Annotated in this window: 20 protein-coding genes; 9 read left to right on the top strand and 11 right to left on the bottom strand. The window is 68.7% G+C overall.

Annotated elements, in window-relative coordinates; genetic code table 11:
• Positions 1 to 89 precede the first annotated feature (89 nt).
• From J2Y49_RS03055 to J2Y49_RS03045, 3 genes are all read left to right on the top strand, one after another.
• Entirely contained in the window at positions 90 to 566 is a 477-nt protein-coding gene (locus J2Y49_RS03055; RefSeq protein WP_149222273.1) for an Hsp20 family protein, read from the top strand.
• Between the two features lie 87 nt (positions 567 to 653).
• A complete protein-coding gene (locus tag J2Y49_RS03050) occupies positions 654 to 875 on the top strand; it encodes a DUF1150 family protein (RefSeq protein WP_310112163.1) in 222 nt (73 codons plus the stop codon).
• Positions 876 to 1,062: 187 nt separating this feature from the next.
• Positions 1,063 to 2,112, top strand: coding sequence for a hypothetical protein (locus J2Y49_RS03045; RefSeq protein WP_310112161.1), 1,050 nt, complete (start codon positions 1,063 to 1,065; stop codon positions 2,110 to 2,112).
• 29 nt (positions 2,113 to 2,141) lie between these two features.
• Here J2Y49_RS03045 and J2Y49_RS03040 read toward each other — a convergent pair whose 3' ends face one another.
• From J2Y49_RS03040 to rmuC, 4 genes are all read right to left on the bottom strand, one after another.
• Complete coding sequence (locus J2Y49_RS03040) at positions 2,142 to 2,393, bottom strand: hypothetical protein (RefSeq protein WP_310112158.1); 252 nt, start codon at positions 2,391 to 2,393, stop codon at positions 2,142 to 2,144.
• A gap of 80 nt (positions 2,394 to 2,473) precedes the next feature.
• Positions 2,474 to 4,510, bottom strand: a complete 2,037-nt coding sequence (locus J2Y49_RS03035; protein ID WP_310112155.1) for a methyl-accepting chemotaxis protein — start codon at positions 4,508 to 4,510, stop codon at positions 2,474 to 2,476.
• A gap of 176 nt (positions 4,511 to 4,686) precedes the next feature.
• Positions 4,687 to 4,878, bottom strand: a complete 192-nt coding sequence (locus tag J2Y49_RS03030) for a hypothetical protein (protein ID WP_310112152.1) — start codon at positions 4,876 to 4,878, stop codon at positions 4,687 to 4,689.
• Positions 4,879 to 5,008: 130 nt separating this feature from the next.
• The gene (gene rmuC / locus J2Y49_RS03025) at positions 5,009 to 6,463 is read right to left on the bottom strand and encodes a DNA recombination protein RmuC (RefSeq protein WP_310112149.1); all 1,455 of its coding nucleotides are present in this window, start codon (positions 6,461 to 6,463) and stop codon (positions 5,009 to 5,011) included.
• A gap of 158 nt (positions 6,464 to 6,621) precedes the next feature.
• On the opposite strand from rmuC, the gene J2Y49_RS03020 reads away from it, so the two are divergent.
• Entirely contained in the window at positions 6,622 to 7,215 is a 594-nt protein-coding gene (locus J2Y49_RS03020) for an NUDIX hydrolase (protein WP_310112146.1), read from the top strand.
• A gap of 9 nt (positions 7,216 to 7,224) precedes the next feature.
• On the opposite strand, the gene J2Y49_RS03015 is transcribed toward J2Y49_RS03020, so the two are convergent.
• Complete coding sequence (locus J2Y49_RS03015) at positions 7,225 to 8,418, bottom strand: ChaN family lipoprotein (RefSeq protein ID WP_310112142.1); 1,194 nt, start codon at positions 8,416 to 8,418, stop codon at positions 7,225 to 7,227.
• Positions 8,419 to 8,685: 267 nt separating this feature from the next.
• Between J2Y49_RS03015 and J2Y49_RS03010 the strand changes: the two genes are divergently transcribed.
• Complete coding sequence (locus tag J2Y49_RS03010) at positions 8,686 to 9,423, top strand: SDR family NAD(P)-dependent oxidoreductase (protein WP_149222464.1); 738 nt, start codon at positions 8,686 to 8,688, stop codon at positions 9,421 to 9,423.
• A 203-nt stretch (positions 9,424 to 9,626) separates the two neighbouring features.
• Here the strand turns inward: J2Y49_RS03010 and J2Y49_RS03005 are convergent, their stop codons facing one another.
• Together J2Y49_RS03005 and J2Y49_RS03000 are read right to left on the bottom strand one after the other, a co-directional pair.
• Positions 9,627 to 10,790 carry an aminotransferase class I/II-fold pyridoxal phosphate-dependent enzyme gene (locus J2Y49_RS03005; RefSeq protein ID WP_310112140.1) on the bottom strand — a complete coding sequence of 388 codons (1,164 nt, stop codon included), beginning with the start codon at positions 10,788 to 10,790 and terminating at the stop codon, positions 9,627 to 9,629.
• Positions 10,791 to 10,837: 47 nt separating this feature from the next.
• Complete coding sequence (locus J2Y49_RS03000; protein WP_310112136.1) at positions 10,838 to 12,157, bottom strand: gamma-glutamyltransferase; 1,320 nt, start codon at positions 12,155 to 12,157, stop codon at positions 10,838 to 10,840.
• A 73-nt stretch (positions 12,158 to 12,230) separates the two neighbouring features.
• On the opposite strand from J2Y49_RS03000, the gene J2Y49_RS02995 reads away from it, so the two are divergent.
• From J2Y49_RS02995 to J2Y49_RS02980, 4 genes are all read left to right on the top strand, one after another.
• Positions 12,231 to 13,601 carry a M48 family metalloprotease gene (locus J2Y49_RS02995; protein WP_310112134.1) on the top strand — a complete coding sequence of 457 codons (1,371 nt, stop codon included), beginning with the start codon at positions 12,231 to 12,233 and terminating at the stop codon, positions 13,599 to 13,601.
• Between the two features lie 165 nt (positions 13,602 to 13,766).
• Positions 13,767 to 15,185 carry an esterase-like activity of phytase family protein gene (locus tag J2Y49_RS02990; protein ID WP_409017797.1) on the top strand — a complete coding sequence of 473 codons (1,419 nt, stop codon included), beginning with the start codon at positions 13,767 to 13,769 and terminating at the stop codon, positions 15,183 to 15,185.
• A gap of 124 nt (positions 15,186 to 15,309) precedes the next feature.
• The gene (locus tag J2Y49_RS02985) at positions 15,310 to 16,077 is read left to right on the top strand and encodes a DsbA family protein (protein WP_310112130.1); all 768 of its coding nucleotides are present in this window, start codon (positions 15,310 to 15,312) and stop codon (positions 16,075 to 16,077) included.
• A gap of 13 nt (positions 16,078 to 16,090) precedes the next feature.
• Positions 16,091 to 16,720, top strand: a complete 630-nt coding sequence (locus tag J2Y49_RS02980) for an HAD family phosphatase (protein WP_310112128.1) — start codon at positions 16,091 to 16,093, stop codon at positions 16,718 to 16,720.
• 84 nt (positions 16,721 to 16,804) lie between these two features.
• Here the strand turns inward: J2Y49_RS02980 and J2Y49_RS02975 are convergent, their stop codons facing one another.
• The 4 genes from J2Y49_RS02975 to J2Y49_RS02960 all read right to left on the bottom strand — a co-directional run bounded on the left by J2Y49_RS02975 (position 16,805) and on the right by J2Y49_RS02960 (position 19,895).
• The gene (locus J2Y49_RS02975; protein ID WP_149222284.1) at positions 16,805 to 17,473 is read right to left on the bottom strand and encodes an MT-A70 family methyltransferase; all 669 of its coding nucleotides are present in this window, start codon (positions 17,471 to 17,473) and stop codon (positions 16,805 to 16,807) included.
• A gap of 138 nt (positions 17,474 to 17,611) precedes the next feature.
• Positions 17,612 to 18,319, bottom strand: a complete 708-nt coding sequence (locus J2Y49_RS02970; protein ID WP_310112125.1) for a Crp/Fnr family transcriptional regulator — start codon at positions 18,317 to 18,319, stop codon at positions 17,612 to 17,614.
• A complete protein-coding gene (locus J2Y49_RS02965) occupies positions 18,316 to 18,939 on the bottom strand; it encodes a YgjV family protein (RefSeq protein ID WP_310112123.1) in 624 nt (207 codons plus the stop codon). The genes J2Y49_RS02970 and J2Y49_RS02965 overlap by 4 nt, the downstream gene beginning before the upstream one ends.
• Before the next feature lie 392 nt (positions 18,940 to 19,331).
• Complete coding sequence (locus J2Y49_RS02960) at positions 19,332 to 19,895, bottom strand: cold-shock protein (RefSeq protein ID WP_014248651.1); 564 nt, start codon at positions 19,893 to 19,895, stop codon at positions 19,332 to 19,334.
• Positions 19,896 to 19,927 lie beyond the last annotated feature (32 nt).

The raw sequence follows: 19,927 nt of genomic DNA, 5'->3' as shown, positions 1-19,927 counted from the left end.
GCGCCGGCATGTGCTGGGCCGCCGATCCGCCGGGCGCCGGAAACGGGCCCATCTTCCGCAACTCGCTCCCGTCGTGAGGAGGATGCGTCGTGACGACTCGCCTTTCGCTCTTCAACAGCCCGCTGCTTCTCGGCTTCGATCAGTTCGAGCGGACGCTCGACCGCATCGCCAAGAATTCGGCCGAAGGCTATCCTCCCTACAACATCGAGCAGATCGGCGACGACGGCCTGCGGATCACGCTTGCCGTGGCCGGCTTCACCTCCGAAGACCTGTCGGTGCAGATCGAGGACAACCAGCTCGTCATCCGCGGCCGCCAGACCGACGACAAGTCGCGCGTCTACCTGCATCGCGGCATCGCCGCCCGGCAGTTCCAGCGCAGCTTCGTCCTGGCCGAAGGGATAGAGGTCGTGGGCTGCTCGCTCGACAACGGGCTGCTCAACATCGACCTGACCCGTCCGATGCCGGAACCGAAGGTCCGCACCATCAAGATCGAGCAGCCGAAGAAATCCGCCGGCGGTGCCATGCCGCGCACCATCGACGTGTCCGCCGACGGCAAGGACGACTGACCCGGCCCCGATTCCCCTCCCACCTGCCTTCCCGACACCCTGCACGCGCGGCCGCCCATGACGGGGAGCCGCCGGGAGACCACGATCATGATGAACGATACCCACAGCCAGCTGCGCCAGCTGTCGACCCAGGATTTCGCCAGCTTCGGCCTGGGCGACGTTGCCTATGTCCGCCCGGTGGAGATGGAGGGCACTGCCGCCTTCGCGATCCACGCCGCCGACGGCACGCCGCTGAGCGTCGTCGCCGACCGCGAGCTGGCTTTCGCCGCCATCGTGCAGAACGACATGGAACCGGTCAGCGTCCACTGACCACCCGCCGCCGCGCGCCGGCCAACAAGGGCCAGGCGCGCGGCGGCCGGTCGTGCCGCTGGCCGGCATCTCGATCCTTGTCAGCCCTAACTCCTGTTGTAAGGTGCGCTCTGCCATAGTTACGGCACTACACGCGGAAAAGGCATCGGGGGACGGTCGGTTGGACGGCGGGGCGAGCGATACGGCAGTGGACACGAAGACCGCAGCCGAAACGGAAAAACGGAAGGCGTGGGATGACGAGGCCCGCGATTCCCTGCACATTCTGCCCTTGTCGTCGATCCCGCTGGACACTCCCGGCCTGCAGCATGCCCGGCTGATCAAGAATGTCCGGCTGCAGACGGTGGTGGAGATGTTCCACGACGCCCAGGCCGGCAGCGGCCAGGTGACCGCCCGCCATCTGCCCGCCTATTTCGAATCCTACAAGGACGAGATCGAGCGCGATCTGGTGAAGCTGGAGAAGATCGGCGCCGCCTCCAGCTTCGACGTCTACTCCTCGCGCATCGAACTGCGCCGGCTGAACATCGACGTCAACAACGTCGAATCGCTGACCCTGTCGGACCGCAAGAAGGCAGAGCTGACCAACTACATGCGGGTCTTCACCCGGCCGCTGATGGAATACGTCTACGGCACGGAGGAGCTTCAGGTCGCGGACGTGACCGACATCATCCAGCTGTTCGCCAACCCCAACCGGGACGAGGCGCTGCGCAACCTGCGCATGATGGCCGACCGGCTGGACATCGGCCTGAACGAGATCCCGCAGTTCCTGGAGGAATACGGCGACATCTTCCTGTCGCTGGCCTATTTCCGCAAATGCCTGGACGAGATCGTGCCGGAGGTGCAGCGCTTCGTCACCTGGATGGGCGAAATCCGCAGTTCCGCCGAGGTGAAGCGCGATTCGCGGCAGATGCGGATGCTGGATGAGATCGCCCGCGACCTGACCGACATCGCCACCTCCATCACCGGCCGGTTCGAGAGCTTCGACAACCGGTCCAAGGACTTCTGGAGCGACATCAACGCCGACACCTTCCGTGCCATCCGCGAGCTGATCTCGTCCCACCATGTCACCATCGGCGGGGTCCTGTGCGGTTTGGCGGTGAAGATGAACCTGTGGAAGCACCGCTTCGCCCGCGGCGGCGGCGGTCCGAACCGGCGCATGGAGTTCGTGAAGTCGGAGATCCTGCCCGGCCTCTCCCACATCAAGGCGCTGGAGCAGTCGGCGCGGACGGGGCACCTGTAAAGGGCGACGTCAGGGCCGCCGCGACCACGTCAATCCATCGAGAGAATCGTCGCCACCGCCCGGTTGTCCAGCAGGATCGTCGCGGCCAGCGTCAGGATCGGCGCCAGGAACAGCAGTCCGATGACACAGCGCACGATCAGATCGGTGCGCCGGGCGGAACGGCAGAGCGGACAGTCGTCAGGACCGTGCCCGTAGTCGGAGCCGCAATAGGGACAGGCGGTGGTGTTGACCATGGCGAACGGGCTTTCGGAATGGGCCGGCGGCCGTGGAGCTGCCGCCATTCTGGACCGGCGCGGCACCCGAACGTCATGAATTCACTGTCATCTTGCCGTCTTCGCCCGGTCTGTGGCCGAAGGGACGCTCATGCCGCCCGTTCCATCGGCACCAACCCGGCGACGATGCGGCCGAACTGACCGGCGAAACGCTCGCGGTCGGCGGCGGCCAGGGTGAAGGTGACATGCAGACGGCCGCCAACACCGCTACCAACACCGCCGTCAATCGCGCGCACCGTGGCGGGCACCGGCTGCAAACCCGGCAATGCGACGCTCAACGCCGTCCCCTCCGCCAGACCGGCCCAGCACTCCTGCGGCAGGCCGCTGATCTGCGCACCGCCTTCGGAGGCGTTGTCGACCGTCACCGGCACCTCGCGCCCGCCGATGGTCAGCCGGCCCGGCCGGTTCAGCGGATAGCGCGGGGCGGCCCGGCGATTCACCTCCGGCGTGGCGGTGCGGATCGCCTCGATCAGGACGCGGCGCAGCTGGTCGATGCTGGAGGCCACGCGGGTCGACAGGGCGTTGACTTCGCTGGCGCGTTCGCCGGTGGCCGTCGCCTCCTGCGAGACGGCGGCGATGCGGGTCGCCACCTCCTGCGCCGCGTTGGAGGTCTGGACGACGTTGCGGGCGATCTCGCCGGTTGCCGCCTCCTGCTCCTCGATGGCGGCGGCGACGGTGGCCGATACCGTCTCCACCCCGCGCACCCGGTCGGCGATGGCGCGCACCGCGCTGACCGCCTCGGCGGTGGTGGCCTGGATGGCGGCGATCTGGCTTTCGATTTCATCCGTCGCCCGCGCCGTCTGGCCGGCCAGCTGCTTCACCTCGCTGGCGACCACCGCGAAGCCCTTGCCGGCCTCCCCCGCCCGCGCCGCTTCGATGGTGGCGTTCAGCGCCAGCAGGTTGGTCTGGCCGGCGACGTCGTTGATCAGGTCGGTCACCTCGCCGATGCGGGTCACGGCCTCGGCAAGGCGCTGGATGGTCTCCTCCGCCCGGACCGAGGCGCCGACCGCTTCGCCGGTCATGGCGGTGGCGGTGCCGATCTGGGTGGCGATCTCGCGAATGGAAGCGCTGAGCTGCTCCGACGCCGCCGCCACGGTCTGGGCGTTCGACAGCGCCTGGGTCGCGGCGGCGGCGACATTCTGGCTGTTGTCGCTGACCGCGCGGGCCGATTCGGCCATGCGGGTGGCATTGCCGGCCATCTGGCTGGTCTGGCTGGCGACCACGTCGACGGCATTGGACGCTTCCGTCTCCACCGTCTCGGCCATGCGCAGCAAGGCGGCCTGCTTCTCCCGTTCGGACCGTTCCCGCTCTTCTTCGCGCAGGCGGCGCAGACGCTCGGCCTCCTCGGCATTCTCCTTGAAGACGCGCAGGGCCCCGGCCATCGCACCGATCTCGTCGCCGCGGCCGGAATTGGGAATGGCGACGCCGAGGTCGCCCTGGGCCAGGCGGCGCATGACGGCGGTCAGTTCACCCACCGGCCGGACCACCCGGCGCCTGATGCCCAGCACGCCCAGCACCACCACCGCCAGCACCAGGGCCGAGACGCCCCAGACCGCGCTCATGAACAGGCTTTCACGTCCGGCGGCGTAGACCTCCGTCTCGCTGTTGTAGCGGGTGGTGTCCGCCACGATCCGGTCGACGACGGCGCGGTGGGCCGCATAGGCCTCGGCGATGACCGCATAGGAGGCGCGGACCGCCGCCTCGTCCTTGCGGGCCAGGGCCGGCAGGAACTTCGTTTCCATTTCGGTCCAGAACCGCATCACCGGCGCATGCGAGGTCCCGGTCAGTTGGTCGACCAGCGCCGGTTCGAACCTCTCCTTCAGCCAATACTCATGCCGGTCGTCGTAATCCTTGCGCAGCTGCGCCAGTCGCGCCCGCCGCTGCTCCACCGACGCCGGGTCGTTCATAGCCAGCGTGGCTTCCAGATAGGCCTCGATCACATATTCCGGCGGCGGCAGGATATCGGCGATCAGATCCTTGCCCAGCACGATGCGCTGGTAGATCGGGCCGCCCACCTTCAGTTCGCGGATCGCCAGCGCACCCGTCAGGACGACCGCCAGGAAGCCGAGCGTGACCACCACGCCGAACAGGTTGGTAAGCGCGGCAATCCTGAGGTTCTTCAGCATGATGCGACCCCTGCGCAAAGACGACGGCAGAGGGTTGCTTCTCAGATTGAACTATTCATGACAAGCAAAAAACTTGCTCGATTATCAGGTCAAATAGAAATGATGTTTCGTTGTGCGTTTTGCATACGGAATGTGCAGTGTCTGTGCAATGGCCGACCAAAGTACCGGCAATGGAATCAGGTGAGGACCAAAGTACCGATCCAGCCGACCAGGGCGAGGATCACCAGCATCACCAGCAGGGTCACGATCACCGCATTGCTGCGTCGAATCGAACGGCAGCGCGGGCAGCCCCCCTCCGTCACGACGGGATAGGGATGGTTGCAGCGGTCGCAGCGGACGGTCTGTTCGGTTCCGGTCTGGTCCGTCATCGGCGGGTTCCATGGTGTCGAAGCCTGTGAGGCCGCATGGATAGCACGGCCGACGGTGCACCGCAGCGGTGAAGACGTGCCGGTGAGCGCCGTTGCGGACAGGACGGAATGTCGCAGCAACGGGCCGCCGTCAGTCGGCGGCGGAAGATTCCACCGGCGGCACGCGCAGTTCCATCGCCTGCAGGCGGCGCGGGCTGTGGTCCAGAGGTTCCAGCAGCGGCATCTCCGATCCCTCCGGCGCGGCATGCAGGTCGCGGAAACGGCGCGCGCTGACCAGCACCCGCGATTCCAGCGTGCCGACCGCGCTGTTGTAGCAGCCGACCGCCTTGTCCAGTTGGCCGCCCAGCTTCTCCATATGGCCGCCCAGGTCGGACAGGCGCTTGTACAGCTCCGCCCCCAGCGCGCTGATCTCGCGGGCGTTGTCGGCCAGCCGCTCCTGCCGCCAGCCATAGGCGACGGCGCGCAGCAGCGCGATCAGCGTGGTCGGCGTGGCCAGGATCACGCGGTGGTCGATGCCCGCCTCGATCAGCGCGGGGTCCTGTTCCAACGCTGCAGAGAAGAAGTTCTCGCCGGGCAGGAACAGCACGACGAATTCTGGGCTGTCGTCGAACTGGTCCCAATAGCCCTTGGTGCCCAGTTGCTTCATATGCTCGCGCACGTGGCGGGCATGGCGGACCATGCCGTCGCGCCGCGCCCCGTCCTCCCCCGCCTGGACGCCGTCCAGATAGCCTTCCAGCGGCGTCTTGGCATCGACCACGATGGTCTTGCCGCCGGGCAGCGTGACGATCAGGTCGGGGCGCAGCCGGCCGCTGTCGACCGACACCTGCTCCACGAAGTCGCAATGGTCGAGCATGCCCGCCATCTCGCAGACCCGGCGCAGCTGGATTTCGCCCCAGCGCCCGCGCGCCGCCGGGGTGCGCAGCGCCCGGACGAGGTTCCCGGTCTCCGCCCGCAGCTGGCTCTGGGTTTCCACCAGCGACAGCACCTGCTGCTTCAGCCCCTCATAGGCGCCGGCGCGGCTGCTTTCCAGGTCGCGAATCTGGCGGTCCATCGCCTCCAGCGACTGGCGCACCGGATCGACGATGGCGGCGATGGCGGTCTGGCGCTTGTCCAGGTCGCCTTTCGCCTGCTCCTGAAACCCCGCCAGCGTCTCCCGCGCCAGATCGAGGAAGCTGCGGTTGTTCTGGTGCAGCGCCTCCGCAGACAGGGCCTTGAAGCTGTCGGCCAGCGCCGCCTGGGCGCGCTCCAGCAGGGCCATCTTCTCCGCCGCCGCCGTCCGTTCGGCGTCCAGCCGTGTCGACAGCTGGGCATGGCGTTCGCGGGCGTCGGTGACCTCGCCATGCAGGCGGGCGATCTGGTGGTCGCGCGCCTCGATCTCCTCGCGCAGGTCGTCCTCGGTCCGCTCGGCGAGGTCGAGGCGGGTGGCGAACTCCGCATGCAGGGCGGCGGCCGCGGCCTCCGCCCGGCCGGCAGCGGCGCGCAGCACCGCCCAGGCGATGGCGGTGCCCAGCAGCAGGCCGGCCGCCAGCCCGATCACCAGCGACAGGCCGTCCACCACCAAACCGTTCACCACGAACTGCGTCACACCTGCTCCCCCACCCTGCCCCACACCTGAAACGGGCACAGCCTATCGGAACGAAACGCGAATTGGAACAGGGCGCGAACGGACGGGGTGCCGCAGCAAAGCCCAGCCGCCGCTTTCCCCGCTTGCCCAACCAAGGCCGCGGCGCCATATCGGAAGCCATGCCGAACGACAAGACTCCCGACACGAATTCCCCCGATTGCGGCCCCGGCTGCGGCGGCCCCCGCGTCCGCGCCATACCCCCCGGCGAGGACCGCGAGCGGCTGATGTGCCCCGACTGCGGCTACATCGCCTACCAGAATCCGCTGATCGTCGTCGGGGCGGTGGCGACCTGGGAGGACGGCCGCATCCTGCTGTGCCGCCGCGCCATCGAGCCGCGCAAGGGCTTCTGGACCCTGCCCGCCGGCTTCATGGAAGAGCGCGAGAGCACCCGCGAGGGCGCCGCCCGCGAAGCCTGGGAAGAGGCGCGCGCCCGCATCGACATCGACCATCTGCTGGCGATTTACGACATCCCGCGCATTAGCCAGGTGCAGATGATCTTCCGCGCCCGCCTGCTGTCGCCGGACGTGGAGCCCGGCCCGGAAAGCCTGGAGGTCGGCCTGTTCGCCTGGGAGGAGATCCCCTGGGGCGAGCTCGCCTTCCCCACGGTGATCTGGGCTCTGCGCGAGCACCGTGACCGTCTCGGCCGCAGCGATTGCGCCCCCGCGGTCAACCCCACCCCGGACGCGCTCGCCCGCTGGGAACGGATGCTGTAGCGGCAGGCCCTACCGCCGCTCCGTCGGGAATTTCGCCACCAGTTCCTGCTCCGCGCCGTCGCGCCGGATGGTCAGCGGCAGCCAGGTGCCGGGCGCCTGACGGCGGATGACGGCGACCAGATCGGCGGGCGCCCGCACCGGGTTGCCGGCGGCGTTCAGGATGCGGTCGCCGCTGCGCAGGCCGGCCAAGGCGGCGACGCTGCCGTCGCTGACCGCCCGCACCGTGATGCCGTCCGGACCGGGGTCGAGTTGCACGCCCAGCCGCAGCCGCTGCGGTTCGGCATCCTCGCGGGCCGGCCCCAGCCCGAAGACCGCATCGGCGATGCGCCCGTCCAACTCGTCGCAGTCGCGGTCGGCATCCCAGGGCAGCAGCACGGCGGCATCGGCGATGCCGAGATCGGCCAACTGGTGCGGGACGCCGTCGCGGTAGAGGATATGGCCCTGCCCCAGGATGCCGACGACGGCGCGGCCGGTGGTGCGGCGGGTCTCCGCGATCTTCTCGGCCATCGCACGGTCCCAGACGCTTTGCGCCTCGATGAAGCGCTTGGCCGCATCGGTGGGGGCAGCGGCCTGCGACTCCGAGCGATCATGCGCCGCCAGCGTTTCGGTCAGGCGGCTGCGGTAGGTCTCCGTTGGGGCGGCAGGGGTGCCGACGCCCTCGCGCTCCCCCTCCGGAATGGCGGCCCAGCCGTTGCGGGCGGTGCGGCTGATCAGCGGGCGTTCCACATTCAGCGCCACCACCGGCAGACGGTGCAGGCGGGCGAATTGCAGGATCGGCAGGTAGAAGGCCGGATCGAAGCCCCAGACCGTGCGCCAGTCCGTTTCCCTCAGGAACTCGCTTTCCGTCAGTTCCCCCGCCACCCAGCGGTCGAGCACCGGCTGCAGCCGACGCGGCAACATCTCCATCCCGACGGCAAGGTCGGGGGTCAGTGCATGCAGGGCGGCGAGCGTGTGGAGTTGCCAGCGGTGATGATCGGCCTTGTCATGCTGCTCCCCCAGCAGGACCACCGGCGCTTCGGCGAGCCGGCGCAGCAGCGGCACCGGCTCCACCGCCGTCCCGGTGCCGTCCGCCCACACCCCCGGCGGCACGCAGCCGATGCGCGCGGCATCCTCCGCCCGGACGCCGGATGCGGCGACAAAGGACAGCGCCGCGAAGACCAGCGGAACAAGGCGGGGAAATTTACGGACGATCTGGCGCGGCAAGGGTCGGCTCCGTCGGCGCAGGGATTGCGCCAAGGTTGGAACTGCCGGACCCAAGGTCAATGGCGAACGCCACCGATTGCGTCGTTCGGCCGCGCCGAAGATGCGCGGCGGATGACAGCCGGAGCGTCGGCGGGTAGGATCGGCACCGGCGGTGGACAGACGGCGGATGGAGGCTTTCCGAGCCGGCATCCGTAAACCCCCGAGGCCGTTCCCAGGGCGTCCGCTTTCCCCGCCCGACCGCAATCATTCGTGAAGCGCACCGCCGCCATGCCGCACCGCAAGACCGTCATTCTCACCGGCGCCAGCCGGGGTATCGGACACGCCACCGTCACCCGGTTCAGCAATGAAGGCTGGCGCGTGATCTCCTGCTCGCGGGAGGACGTGCCGGAGCATTGCCGGCGCGATCCCAACTGGACCCACCACATCCCGGCCGACCTGTCCGACCCCGCCAGCCGCGCCGCCTTCGTGGAGGAGGCGAACAAGGCGCTGGACGGCGCCCCCCTGCATGCCCTGATCAACAACGCCGGCATCTCGCCCAAGACGCCGATCAAGGAGAGGCTGGGCTGCCTGAACGGCTCGATCGAGGGCTGGCACCGGGTGTTCGAGCTGAACTTCTTCGCAGCGCTGGTTCTGGCCCGCGGCTTCGCCGCTCCGTTGTCGAAGGGCAAGGGGGCGATCGTCAACGTCACCTCCATCGCCGGCCATTCGGTGCACCCCTTCGCCGGCTCCGCCTATTCCACCTCCAAGGCGGCGCTGTCCGGCCTGACCCGCGAGATGGCGGTGGAGTTCGCGGAGATCGGCGTCCGCGTCAACGCCGTCGCCCCCGGCGAGATCGAAACGGCGATGACCGGTCCGGAATACGACGTGCTGATCCCGCGCATCCCGCTGAAGCGCATGGGAACGCCGGAAGACGTCGCCGCCGTCATCTTCTACCTCTGCGGCCCGGATTCGGCCTATGTGACGGGAACGGAGACCTTCATCACCGGCGGGCAGCATCTGTTCTGAGGGGGTGTGGAGCGGCCGAGTGAGCCCCCCACCCTAACCCTCCCCCGCTGGGCGGGGGAGGGGATAAGTGCCTGTTCGGGAAAGCAACGGCAGTCCCTCCCCCGCCCAGCTCTCGCACAAAGCTGTGCTTTGTGCTGACGCGGCAGGCGGACCGTAGGTCCGCTGAGAGCGGGGGAGGTTAGGTGGGGGTCTAACTCCGCACCCTACTTCCCCGCCCGCCAGGCGATCAGCCGCCGCGCCGCCTCGGCGATGGTCTCCTCCGACCCGGCGAAGCTGAAGCGCAGGAAACGCCGGCCGCGGGCGGTGTCGAAATCGATGCCCGGAGTGCAGGCGATGCCCGTCTCCTCCAGGATCTGCTTCGCCAGCGCCTCGCTGTCGTCGGTCATGTCCGACACGTCGGCATAGATGTAGAAAGCGCCGTCGGCCGGGGCCATCCTGGTGAAGCCCGCCTTCGGCAGTTCCTGCAGCAGAACCGCGCGGTTGCGGGCGTAGCGGGCGACGTGGCCGTCCAGTTCCGCCGTGCAGTCGAAGGCCGCGACCGCCGACACCTGGCTCAGCGTGGGCGCCGAAATGAACAGGTTCTGCGCCAGACATTCGACCGACCGCAGCAGATCGTCCGGCACGATCATCCAGCCCAGCCGCCAGCCGGTCATCGAGAAATATTTGGAGAAGCTGTTGACCACCAGCGCCTGATCGTTCACCTCGGCCGCGGTGACGGCGTCGGTGCCATAGGTCAGGCCGTGGTAGATCTCGTCCGACACCATGCGCACGCCGTTGGCGCGGCACCAGTCGGACAGCGCGGTCAGTTCCTCACGGCTCAGCATCGTGCCGGTCGGGTTGGCCGGGCTGGCGACGATCAGGCCCTGCACCGGCTCCTCCAGCGCCTCCAGCAGTTCGATGGTCGGCTGGAAGCGGTGCTCCGGCCCGGTCGGCAGTTCCACCGGGACCACGCCGGCCGCGGTCAGGGTGTGGCGGTAGGCAGGATAGCTGGGCGACGCCATAGCAACCCGGTCGCCCGGATCGAAGGCGGCGAGGAAGCCCAGCTGGAAGGCGCCCGACGACCCGGTGGTGACGACCACCCGCCGCTCCGGCACATCGACGCCGTAACGGTCCTTGTACCAGTTGGCGATGGCCGCGCGCAGCGGCGGGATGCCCAGCGCCCCGGTATAGCCCAGCGGGTCGCTTCCCACGACGGCGCTGGCAGCCGCCTGCACCACGCCCTTCGGCGCACCGGTGGAAGGCTGCCCCACCTCCATATGCAGGACCTCAAGCCCGGCGGCCTCGCGCTCCGCCGCGGCGCGCATCACTTCCATCACGAAGAAGGGCGGAATGGCGCCCCGCTTGGAAACCTTGGGCTGCTTGCTCATGATCGTCCGTCTCTAACTCTCTTTTGGGCAGGCCGCTTTTTCGCGGTTCAGTCCCGCTTGCGTTCGCTTTCGACCGTCAGCGCTAGGCTGCCGGCGCGCGGGTCGGTCGCCGTCTGGCAATAGCGGATCCCGTCCTCCGTTGAAACCCGGCAGCCGATGAAGCTGACCCGTCCGGGGATGGATTGCGGCCGCGCGGCTTGGATCTGCGGCGCGGTCGAATTGTCCTCCAGGCCCGACGGCAATGCCACCGACAGCAGGGCGGCCGGGCCGGCGGCGGGGCCGTCGCTGCCCCCGGCGGTGCCGACCCCGGCGAACAGGGTACGGCCGATGATCGAGTTGGCGATCAGCGCCGGCGCGCCGAAGCCGCCACGGTCCACACCTTGGGCCACCAGCATGCCGGTGCCGGGAATGCCGCGCCCGGTGCCGAAGGGCGCGCCTTGGGTGAATGCGCAGGCAGCGCCATTCTCGTCCGGATCGATCACCATCACCCCGGCGCCGGCCGCAGTGGCGCCGGCACCGGTGGCGCCCAGCAGCTGGGTGGCACGGGTCGCGCGCTCGGCCGGCGGCAGGGCGGCCACCGCTTTCCAGGCTTGGATCAGGGCAGCCCCCGACTCCGGCTCGGTCGTGTCGGGAACATGCAGGTCGCTGATGTCGAAGGGCACGGTCAGCGTGGCGCCGACGCGCGGCTGGTAGGCGCGCAGCTGCGCCGGGTCCAGCCCCAAGCCCTGGGCGACCGTCGCGGCGAGCGGCCCGGCATAGAAGGCGCCCACGCCCTGGCGGCGCAGCACCGACAGGGTCGCGGCCAGTTCCGGCTGGGCGGCGACCGTGCCGACCGCCGGGGTGCCGGCGCCCAGCAGGCGGCGGCGCGCATCGGAATCGGCGGCAAGACGCCCGCCGAACGCGCCGAGATCCTGCACCAGCGCACGGCTGAGGCCGGGCGAGAACTGGGCCAGTTGCTCCGCCGGGGCGACCACCTGCTCCCACCGCAGCACGCCGGCCGAGGCCTGGACCGCATACAGGCCGCGCGTCATCGCCGGTATGGCGACTCCGCCAGCCCCGACCGGGCGCGGCAGGAAGTCGATGGTGCGGGCCTTCTTGGATGCGGCGTCGAACAGCACGCAGACGCCGCCGCCGGTCAGCCCGACGCGCGACGGCAGGCTGGCGGTCATCGCCAGCGCCATCGCCGCCACCGCGTCGCCGGCCTTGCCGCCCTGGGCGATGATGTCCCGGCCGATGCCGGCGGCATAGGGTTCATCGGCGACGACGAAGCTCTGGACCGTCGCGTCGGTCTTGAACTTCGTGTTGACGCAGCCGGCCAGCAGTGATGCAGCTATGGCAACCGCGCCCAACCGTCGCCAGATTCGCAAGCGAGTGTGTCGCGGCCCGGAGTTCCGCCGGTTCCGCGCGGGGGTCCGCTGTTCAAAGCCGGAGGTCGTCACGGTGCGCAAGCCCAGCAGGCTGGTTTCGGTCGTCGCCATCATGTCCATGTGTCTGATGTCGCTGGTGTGGGGAGCGCCACCGGCGAGCGCGCAGCGCCGCTCGGACATGCAGATCCTGGGCGACGCCGAGACGGACCATATCATCCGCAAGATGGCCCGGCCAATCTTCCAGGCGGCCGGCATCGACCCCGACTCGGTGCAGATCCTTCTGGTCAACGATCCGTCTGTGAATGCCTTCGTCGCCGGCGGACAGAACATCTTCCTGCACACCGGGCTGCTGCTGACGGTGGACGACGCCGACCAGCTGCTGGGCGTCATCGCGCACGAGACCGGCCACATCTCCGGCGGACATCTGGTGCGCGGGACGGAGGCGATGGACAATGCCTTCCTGTCCTCGCTGCTCGGCATGGGCCTGGGCGTGATCGGCGGTCTTGCCTCGGGCAATGCCGGGGCCGGCGCGGCGGGCGTCATGCTGGGCCAGCATCTGGCGGAGCGGAACTTCCTGTCCTTCTCCCGCACGCAGGAGGCGTCGGCCGATCAGGCCGGCCTGTCCTTCCTGGAACAGTCGGGCATCTCCGCCAAGGGGATGGAGACCTTCCTGGAAAAGCTGGGCGTCGGCGAGCCGCTGATGAACGACCGCGACGCCGGCTACCGCCTGACCCACCCGCTGACGCGCGAGCGCATCGAAGCGGTGAGGGCCTTCGTCGCGCGGTCCCGCCATGCCGACGCCCGGCTGCCGGCGGCGACGGAGGCCGACCTGCGGCGGATCCAGGCCAAGCTGTACGGCTATCTCGATCCGCGCGGCGCGCTGCAGCGCTACAAGGCGAACGACCCGTCGCCGGCCGCCCGCTATGGCCGCGCCTATGCCTATTTCCGCCAGGGCGACGTCAAGCAGGCCACCCCGCTGGTCGACGGCCTGATCGCGGACGAGCCGAGGAATCCCTACCTGCACGAGATGAAGGGCGACCTGATGCTGCAAACCGGCCGCGCCCCGGATGCGGTCGCCCCTTACCGCAAGGCCATCGAGCTTGCCGGTTCCGAAGCCGGAACGATCCGCGTCTCCCTGGCCCATGCCCTGCTGGAGCAGCGCGACCCGCGGCTGGCCGACGAGGCGCTGAAGAACCTGCAGATCGCGGCGAAGGGCAAGGCCCAGTCCGCCTTCCTGTGGCGGCTGACCGCCCAGGCCTGGAGCATGAAGAAGAACGACGGCATGGTCGCCTACGCCACCGCCGAGGAGGCCCTGGCGAGAGGCGACATGCCGATGGCCAAGGCGCAGGCCGAACGGGCGGAAAAGCTGCTGCCCGCCGGCTCGCCGGGCTGGCTGCGCGCCCAGGACATCCGCGGCCAGACCGGCGGCGAGAGGCCGCGCTGATCGGATTGGCGCGGTTCGGTCATATGACGAAAGCGTCCTTCCGGTAATGCAACGGTCACCGAACCGTCCCCGCCACGTCATCGCCGCTTGCTATTCCGCGGACATCGAGCGCGTCCCCTGCCCATCGGCCCCGACGCGCGGTTCCGTCCACGGGAGTGCATGCCCATGCTGTCCGTCCGCCTGCCGTCCTGGCGCGGCGCCCTGTTCGCCACCGCAGCCCTGCTGTCCACCGCCCTGACCGCCGCGATCCCGGCTCAGGCCCAGGAGCAGCAGGCCAAGCGCTACCCCGCCACGCTGGCCGGCCATGCCCTGCTTCCGGCCAGCACGCTGGTGCAGGCGCCGGCCGATGCCGGGCCGCTGTTCGCCACCGCCGGCAAGTTCACCAACGCCGACCGCAAGCGGGTGGACAGTGTGGGCAGCATCCGCGCCACCTCCTTCGCCTCCGACCCCAAGGTCCCGCGCCAGACGGAGATCATGCTGCCGGTCGCAGGGCAAGCGGTGCAGGGTTTCTCCGCCATCGTGCCGCAGGGCAACGGCGAGTTCATGGCGCTGACCGACAACGGCTTCGGCAGCAAGGTGAACTCGGTCGACGCGCTGCTGATGGTCCATCGCGTCAAGCCGGACTGGCAGAGCGGCGCCCTGCAGCGGCTGGAGACCATTTTTCTGCGCGATCCCGACCGCAAGGTCCCCTTCGCCATCGTCAACGAGAACAGCACGGCACGCTACCTGACCGGCGCCGACTTCGATCCCGAATCGCTGGTGGTCCAGGCCGATCGCCTGTTCATCGGCGAGGAGTTCGGCCCCTACATCCTGGAACTGAGCCGCAACGGCGTGGTCGTCGCCGTGCATGAGACGATGGTCGACGGCAAGCCAGCCCGCTCGCCCGACCATTACCGCAACGGCATCCTGCCGCCGGTTCCGGGCGCCGTCGCCTTCGAGGTCCGCCGCTCGCGCGGGTTCGAGCCGATGGGCGTGTCGCCGGATGGCAAGACCCTGTACCCGTCGCTTGAAGGCCCGCTGTGGAATGCCGCCGCCAACGCCGTCGAGAACAAGGACGGCCGCGCGTACACCCGCATCCTGGAGTTCGACGTCGCCAGCCGCACGTACACCGGCAAGTCCTGGAAATACAAGCTGGAGGACAATGCCAACGTCGTCGCCGATCTGGCGATGATCGACGCCGGCACCGCCCTGGTGATCGAGCGCGACGACAGCAGCGAAGGGGCGAAGACCCAGGCCTGCCAGGGCGAGGCGAAGCCCGACTGCTTCAACGCGCCGGCCGCCTTCAAGCGGGTCTACAAGATCGACATCGCCGGGGCCGACGCCGACGGCTTCGTCCGCAAGGTCGGCTACATCGACCTGACCGACATCGCCGATCCCGACCATAAAGCCCGCGCCGGACAGGCGCCGGAAGGCCGCTTCGTCATGCCCCATCTGGGGCCGGAGGGGGTGAACATCGTCGATGCCGACCATATCGTGGTCGTCAACGACAACAACCTGCCCTACTCCACCGGCCGTACCATCGGCATGGCCGACGGCGACGAGATGGCGCTGCTGTCGGTGGGCGAACTTTTGCGCGCCCGCTGATCACGCGATAGTGAAACCGGGGGTGAGGTCCGGACGAGCGCTTTGCACTTGTCCGGGCCGGATTGTCGGTCCAGTGTGGGCGGCCTTCGGCCCAATGTCCCCAGCGTTTCGGAGACCGCCCACCATGCGCCCCGTCCTGCCGTACCTGCGTTCCGCCCTTTTGGCCCTGCCTGTCGCGGCGCTGGCGCTGTCCGCCTCCGCTCCGGCCCATGCGCAGTCGGCGAGCTTCGACGGCAACCAGAAGGCCGCCATCGAGAAGATCGTCCGCGATTACCTGATGGAGCATCCCGAGGTCATCCTGCAGGCCGTCGACGCCATGCAGGAGCGCCAGAAGGCGGCGGAGGCCGAACAGGCCCGCAATGCCCTGATCGAGAACAGGCAGGAGCTGACCCGCAACCCCGCCGATCCGGTCGCCGGCAACCCGCAGGGCGACGTGACGGTGGTGGAGTTCTTCGATTACCAGTGCGGCTACTGCAAGGCCGTGCAGGCCGACACCCAGGCGCTGATCAAGGGCGATCCCAAGCTGCGCTTCGTCCTGAAGGAATTCCCGATCCTGGGACCGGCGTCGTTGCTCGCCTCCAAGGCCGCGCTCGCCGCCCGCGGCCAGGGCAAATACATGGAACTCCACAATGCCCTGATGGCCCACCGCGGCCAGCTGGACGAAGCGGTGATCATGCGGCTGGCCAAGTCGGTCGGTCTCGACACCGACCGGCTGAAGAAGGACATGGAATCGCCGGACGTGCTGAAGGTGATCGCCGCCAACCAGGCGCTGGCCGAGAAGCTGAACATCCGCGGCACCCCGGCCTTCGTCTTCGGCGATGAGCTGGTGCCCGGCGCCATCAAGCTGGACGACATGAAGCGGCTGACCGACGCCGCCCGCGCCAAGGGCTGAGGCGGGCCGTTTGATGACCGGAACGACTGAGCCGCTGAAGCCGACCGTCGTCGTGTTCGACGTCGGGCAGGTGCTGATCGAATGGGACCCGCGGCACCTCTACCGCGAACTGTTCGACGGCTATGAAGACCTGATGGAGGATTTCCTCGACCGGGTCTGCACCCCCGCCTGGAACCTTGAGCAGGACCGCGGCCGTCCCTGGAGCGAGGCGGTCGCCCAGCTGACCGAGGAGCATCCGGACTGCGCCGAACTGATCCGCGCCTATGACGACATGTGGGAACGCATGGTGCCGGGCCCGATTCCCGGCACGCCGGAAATCCTGGCCGAACTGAAGGCCCGCGGCGTCCCGGTTTACGCCATCACCAATTTCTCGGTCGACAAGTTCGAGCTGACGCGCAAGCGCTTCGACTTCCTGAACGGCTTCGACGGCATCATCGTTTCGGGTCAGGAACGGCTTGTGAAGCCCGACCCGGCGATCTACCGGCTGCTGATGGACCGTTACGGCCTCGAACCGAAGCATTGCTACTTCATCGACGACAACCCCGACAATGTCGAGGCGGCCAAGTCGGTGGGCATGTCGGCGCACCTGTTCCTGGGCGCAGAGGCTCTGCGGCGGGACTTGGTGGCTTTGGGAGTTTTGTGAGGGGGGCGGAGTTAGACCCCCACCCTAACCCTCCCCCGCCCAGCGGGGGAGGGTTAGGGTGGAGGCATTAGAAGCCGAAGCCCCCTACTCCGCCGCAGCCTCGCGGTCGCTCGCGGAGTTGAAGGCGTAGGTCTTCCAGGTCGGTTCATAGCTGTCGTCGGCCTGGTTGCCCCAGACCGACCAGTTGGGTCGGGCGCCGCGGGCGAACATTTCCAGGAAGGGGCCGGGGCTGCAGGCCTCGATCAGTTCATACTGTTCGTCGGGCTTGCGGCTGTGCTCGCGCTTGCGGCTTTCGATCAGGTTGACCTGGGTCCGGCCGGGGGGCAGCGTGCGGGCCTTCTTGCCGCGGACGCCGAACAGGATCAGTTCGGTCACGTTGCGGAAATAGAACCCAACCCCGCGCCCGTCCGACCCGCCGTCCTTGCGCACCTTGTGCCAGACGAGATTGGTCTTGTACTCGAACCCCCAGCTGCGCATGACCTGCAGGCCTTCCGGCAGCAGCGCGTTGGGAACCCAGAGATAGAGATGCGCGGTGGGGGCGGCGATGTCGGCGACCGGGAGAGCGCAGATGTCCTCGACCGTCATGGTGCCGTAGCGCGACAGGCGGCGATGTTCCGGCGCCATCTTGCCGGTGCGGTTGACGAAGCGCCAGGGCGGGTCCGCCATCACGGTGGCGAAGCGCCGGTCACCGGCGAAAGCCACCAGATCCCGCGCCGGATCCGATGCCGTCGCCACCGTGTTGCTGTCGCCCATCGCTGCCTCGAAATCCTGAACAAACCCGGTACTGGGAGGGGTGCAAACTCGCACGCGGCGGCAACCGCCGTCAATCCAGTCTAGCCGCTCCGCCGACGCTGTCACAAGCGGCGGCGGGAGCGGCGGCAGGGGGCGCGGTCACTCCTCCTCGCCCGCCTCGGCCACGGCGCGCAGGGTGGCGCGCTCGGCCACGCTGACGGTCAGTCCCTGGGTTTCCACACCCGAAGCGCGCAGCTTGGCGAGCGCCCGCGACAGGGTTTCCGGCTGCATGCCCAGGCGCCGCGCGATCAGCGCCTTGTCGAAGGGAAGCTGGAACTGCGCCGGTCCATCGCCGGGCGGGCAGACGCGCATCAGGAAGGCGGCGACACGCTGCGGCGCCGGCTGGACCTGCAACTGCTCGATCTGGGTCACCAGATGGCGCAGGCGCACCGACAGCGAGCCCAGCATGCCGAAGGCGATGCGGTCGTCCTCACGCAGGCAGCGGGCGAATCCGTCGGCGGTCAGGGTCATGACGCGGGCGTCGGTCACCGCCTCCGCACAGACCGGGAACTTGCCGTCGGCGAACATGGCGGCCTCGGCGAAGCTTTCGGCCGGGCCGATGACATGGACCACCGCCTCCGTCCCATCGCGGGTCAGGCGGTACAGCTTCACCCAGCCGTCGAGCAGCACGAAGAAGCGGTCGGCAGGCTCGTCCTGCAGGAACAGGGTGGTGCCGCGCGGCACCGGGCGCACGATGGCGACGCCGCCCAGCAGGGACACGGCACGGTCGGTCAGCTTGGCGAAGAGCGGAATGGCGCGCAGTGCGGCGGCATCTTCCGCCGACAGGTTGCTGTGGTGGGTGGTCATGACAGCTTCGCCTCCCCGGCCGTTGGCGGCATTGGTGTTGGCCCAGTTTGTGTTGGTGGGCGCGGTGCCGTCCGCTCGCGCAGGAGCATCCAGGCATTGACGGCCATCCCGGTCAGGTCGGAGACCATTCCCGGGATCGACCCCACCAGACAGTTGTGCACGAACCAACAGGGCAATGCCACCAGCATGGTGCCGCGGAACACCGCAACCCGGGTCTGGTAGCGGGCAAGGCTGATCAGCGCCATGCCGGCCGCGGCGAAGACGGACGGCAGGCCGGTCCAGGTCACGGCCATCACCGCGGCTATCACCGGCAGGATCAGCAGATAGACGAGTCGGAATGCCGGCCATGTGCCGAGCGCCAGCGCCGCCAACACCTGCAGCGCCGCAAGCCCATTGAGCGCCGCCGCGGTCGGGGCACCCACCAGGGCGAAATGCAGGGCGAAGCCCAGGCAGGGCACCAGCTGCACCAGAAGCATGGCCTGCCGGCTGCGGAAAAAGGGCCAGAGCATGCCGCCAAGCATGCCGCACAAGCCGACCAGCTGCGCAACGGACCACCAGATGTCCGTCTCCCCTCCCCCGCCGAAGAGCGCCGGGAGCTGGACGGTCAGCATCTCGATCATGCCGGAAAGCCCCCCAGCAACGAAAAGTGCGGCGGGATAAGGGGAGAGAAGCGGCGCCGGCCGCCCCGAAGGGCGGCGCAAAGGAAGGCGCAGAAAGCAAAGTACCGAAAGAGAAGAGCGGAAGACACACGCAACGTACCGCCGGGCCAAACCAAGCCACGGCCGGATCACTCACGAGCCAGGACCGCAGAAAACCGAGATGCAAAAGACAAGAACGCACGGCGCGCCCCCGAAGGGAGGCACCGTGCGAAAAGAATCCGGAGTTTCACCGGGAAGACCGGAGCGATGATCGCTCAAGCCTTCGATACGCTTGTCAGATGAGCGGAGCCGACCGAGCCGGCGCACGTCCGAAAACGCGCGCCGTCCGGTCGAGGTCCGGGATACCCCGAACCTTACAGGTACTCGACCTTGCCCGCTTCCGGACCCTTCTGGCCCTGGCGAACGGTGACACGCACCTGATCGCCTTCCTGGAGGGTCTGCATGCCCGAGCGGCGCAGCACGTTGACATGGACGAAGACGTCCTTGCCACCGGTGCTCGGCGTGATGAAGCCAAAGCCCTTGTCGGCATTGAACCACTTCACGGTGCCGTCGACTTCTTCGCCGCCGCTGCTGCCGCCGGCATCGTAGCCGCCGCGGTCATAGCCGCCACGGTCGAAGCCGCCGGTCCGCGGACGGGCCGAACGCTGAGCGGTCGACGTATCGACCGTGTGGATGGAGGCCACCTGCGGACCCTTCGGCCCACGGGCCAGGTCACAGGTGATGGTGGTGCCTTCGTCCAGCGCGTCGTAGCCTGCGGCCTGAACCGCAGAGACGTGCAGGAAGGCATCGGGCGAACCGTCCTCAGGCGACACGAAGCCGAACCCCTTGGTGGGGTTGAACCACTTCACGGTGGCGGTGACGTTGGACTTGGTGATCTCGGGAGCGCGGAAGCCCTGGCGGGGCGGGCGGTCGAACATGTGTCTTCAAGCTCATAGAGTGTGCCGAATGT

Source organism: Azospirillum sp. BE72 (assembly GCF_031455875.1).
Taxonomy (GTDB): Bacteria; Pseudomonadota; Alphaproteobacteria; order Azospirillales; family Azospirillaceae; genus Azospirillum.
The sequence above is the reverse complement of the archived record's forward strand: the minus strand, read 5'-3'. Positions and strand labels throughout refer to the sequence as shown.

Bases quoted from the DNA above. Each gene is read 5' to 3' on its own strand.
- J2Y49_RS02980 (WP_310112128.1), top strand. From the start codon at position 16,091: ATGACCGGAACGACTGAGCCGCTGAAGCCGACCGTCGTCGTGTTCGAC.
- J2Y49_RS02965 (WP_310112123.1), bottom strand. From the start codon at position 18,939: ATGATCGAGATGCTGACCGTCCAGCTCCCGGCGCTCTTCGGCGGGGGA.
- J2Y49_RS03030 (WP_310112152.1), bottom strand. From the start codon at position 4,878: ATGACGGACCAGACCGGAACCGAACAGACCGTCCGCTGCGACCGCTGC.
- J2Y49_RS02990 (WP_409017797.1), top strand. From the start codon at position 13,767: ATGCTGTCCGTCCGCCTGCCGTCCTGGCGCGGCGCCCTGTTCGCCACC.
- J2Y49_RS03040 (WP_310112158.1), bottom strand. From the start codon at position 2,393: ATGGCGGCAGCTCCACGGCCGCCGGCCCATTCCGAAAGCCCGTTCGCC.
- J2Y49_RS02975 (WP_149222284.1), bottom strand. From the start codon at position 17,473: ATGGGCGACAGCAACACGGTGGCGACGGCATCGGATCCGGCGCGGGAT.
- J2Y49_RS02960 (WP_014248651.1), bottom strand. From the start codon at position 19,895: ATGTTCGACCGCCCGCCCCGCCAGGGCTTCCGCGCTCCCGAGATCACC.
- J2Y49_RS02985 (WP_310112130.1), top strand. From the start codon at position 15,310: ATGCGCCCCGTCCTGCCGTACCTGCGTTCCGCCCTTTTGGCCCTGCCT.
- J2Y49_RS03050 (WP_310112163.1), top strand. From the start codon at position 654: ATGATGAACGATACCCACAGCCAGCTGCGCCAGCTGTCGACCCAGGAT.
- J2Y49_RS03020 (WP_310112146.1), top strand. From the start codon at position 6,622: ATGCCGAACGACAAGACTCCCGACACGAATTCCCCCGATTGCGGCCCC.
- J2Y49_RS02970 (WP_310112125.1), bottom strand. From the start codon at position 18,319: ATGACCACCCACCACAGCAACCTGTCGGCGGAAGATGCCGCCGCACTG.
- J2Y49_RS03035 (WP_310112155.1), bottom strand. From the start codon at position 4,510: ATGCTGAAGAACCTCAGGATTGCCGCGCTTACCAACCTGTTCGGCGTG.
- J2Y49_RS03005 (WP_310112140.1), bottom strand. From the start codon at position 10,790: ATGAGCAAGCAGCCCAAGGTTTCCAAGCGGGGCGCCATTCCGCCCTTC.
- J2Y49_RS03010 (WP_149222464.1), top strand. From the start codon at position 8,686: ATGCCGCACCGCAAGACCGTCATTCTCACCGGCGCCAGCCGGGGTATC.